Consider the following 477-nt stretch of genomic DNA (forward strand, 5'->3'; position numbering starts at 1 on the left):
TGCAGCGGCTGCTGCACCCACGTGGCCAGGATGGGGCCGAACACCATCAGCCCCCACATGCCGTAGACGATGGAGGGGACCGCCGCCAGCAGTTCGATGGCCGTGCCCAGCGGGCGCTTGAGCCAGGCGGGCGACAGCTCGGTCAGGAACAGCGCGATGCCGAAGCTCACCGGCACGGCGATCAGCAGGGCGATGAACGAGGTGGCCAGCGTGCCGTAGATCATCACCAGGCCGCCGTACTCGTCCTGCACCGGGTCCCAGACGCCGCTGGTCAGGAAGCCCAGCCCATACTCGCGGATGGAAGGCCAGGCGCCATGCACCAGCGAGGCCATGATGCCCAGCAGCAGCGCCAGGGTGACCAGCGCGGCACCCCGCGCCAGCCAGCCGAAGACACGGTCGGCGAACACCCCCGCGACCCGGGGGCCGCGTGTGGGAGGAGAACTTCGGGAAACGCCGCGCGCCGCCTCGAGCGGCGGC

The 477-nt window shown here is 71.1% G+C and carries 1 protein-coding gene; it reads right to left on the reverse strand.

Features of this window, described 5'->3' with window-relative positions; translation table 11 throughout:
• Positions 1–477: phosphate transporter permease subunit PstC (locus A612_RS06235; RefSeq protein WP_040436231.1), on the reverse strand; the 477-nt coding region annotated here is incomplete at both ends.

The organism is Melaminivora alkalimesophila, assembly GCF_000282995.1.
GTDB lineage: Bacteria > Pseudomonadota > Gammaproteobacteria > Burkholderiales > Burkholderiaceae_C > Melaminivora > Melaminivora alkalimesophila.